We start from the raw sequence: 809 nt of genomic DNA, 5'->3' as shown, positions 1-809 counted from the left end.
TCCCCTATACAATCAACAAATAATTTCCCGAAATGATTATATTCAAAGATTCCAGGGATTCTATTGTCTATCGCGCCTGTTATATGTTGTCTATTTATGATCCCCTCATCACTAATATATCCGTATATAGCATTGAATTCTGATACCAGCTTTTGAAATACCACTACTATTTTATCCTTATATTTCAAAAAGACCTTGTTTGAAAAACCAATTACTAAATAGTTGACGGTTTTTTCCTTAGGATTTTCCCACCAATTTACCATCAGGGAAATACCTTTTCCTTTTCCCAGCATTCCACCAGCAGTACCTACCATCTCATCTAACTCAAAATCATAGCACCCTGGTTCAGCAAGTGTCCACATTTCAATGGCTTTCTCCATAGAAAATTCTTTATTAATTGGTTCATATAGCGCAATCTTTTGAAACTCTATCCCAATCTCTTGAATCAGCTGAAAAAATATCTTTGCATATATTTCTGAACTAATATTTTCAGTTGTATAAATATTTATTTCTACCATAATAACCCTCTTTTGTATATTTATTATTTATTATACGTATAGTACTTATTTTTCCCATGTCTAACTTTTATTGTTCCCTTAGAATTTTCTATCAATTTTTTTAGTGGTTTAGATACTTTAGAGTGTCTAGAAACTATCAAATCAATAGGTTTTCCTGTATTCCCATAGTCTCTAAACTGCTGAGTCTTCGATACTTTTCGGACATCTTTAATTTCCGTAATTCTCCCTTTAGACAAACTATCAGGAATCCGGCCATTTACCGTTTTAGTATTTTTCTGTAATCCAAGTTCT

Annotated in this window: 2 protein-coding genes; both read right to left on the bottom strand. The window is 32.1% G+C overall.

Annotated elements, in window-relative coordinates; translation table 11 throughout:
• The coding region (locus tag KVT34_RS29580) for a hypothetical protein (RefSeq protein ID WP_217563225.1) at positions 1–518 on the bottom strand (518 nt) is incomplete at its 3' end.
• 23 nt (positions 519–541) lie between these two features.
• Positions 542–809: putative toxin (locus tag KVT34_RS29575; RefSeq protein ID WP_254635236.1), on the bottom strand; the 268-nt coding region annotated here is incomplete at its 5' end.

Origin of the sequence: Paenibacillus sp. GbtcB18, from assembly GCF_019091125.1 — a bacterium.
In the GTDB taxonomy this organism is placed as follows: Bacteria; Bacillota; Bacilli; order Paenibacillales; family NBRC-103111; genus Paenibacillus_F; species Paenibacillus_F chitinolyticus.
Note: the sequence above shows the minus strand (reverse complement) of the source record. Positions and strands in the feature narration are given on the sequence as shown.